Here is a 206-nt window from a genome sequence, read left to right as displayed (position 1 = left end):
TCTTCCAGCACTTCGTGGCAGGTTTCGCGCATCAGCTTCGCACGCGGATCGTAGTTCTTGTAGACGCGGTGACCGAAGCCCATCAGCTTCACGCCCGAGTTCTTGTCCTTCACCTGCTTGATGAACTCAGGAATGTTGTCGACCGAGCCGATTTCTTCCAGCATGTTCAGCGCGGCTTCGTTTGCACCACCGTGCGCCGGGCCCCA

Annotated in this window: 1 protein-coding gene; it reads right to left on the bottom strand. The window is 58.3% G+C overall.

All coding sequences use genetic code 11. The features are described from left to right. Positions 1-206 (bottom strand): citrate/2-methylcitrate synthase (locus tag P0D70_RS37075; protein WP_408188164.1); only part of this gene is annotated, 206 nt, incomplete at both ends.

The organism is Paraburkholderia sp. RL17-381-BIF-C (genome assembly GCF_046026435.1).
Taxonomy (GTDB): domain Bacteria; phylum Pseudomonadota; class Gammaproteobacteria; order Burkholderiales; family Burkholderiaceae; genus Paraburkholderia.
This window is presented reverse-complemented; position numbering and strand designations above follow the sequence as displayed.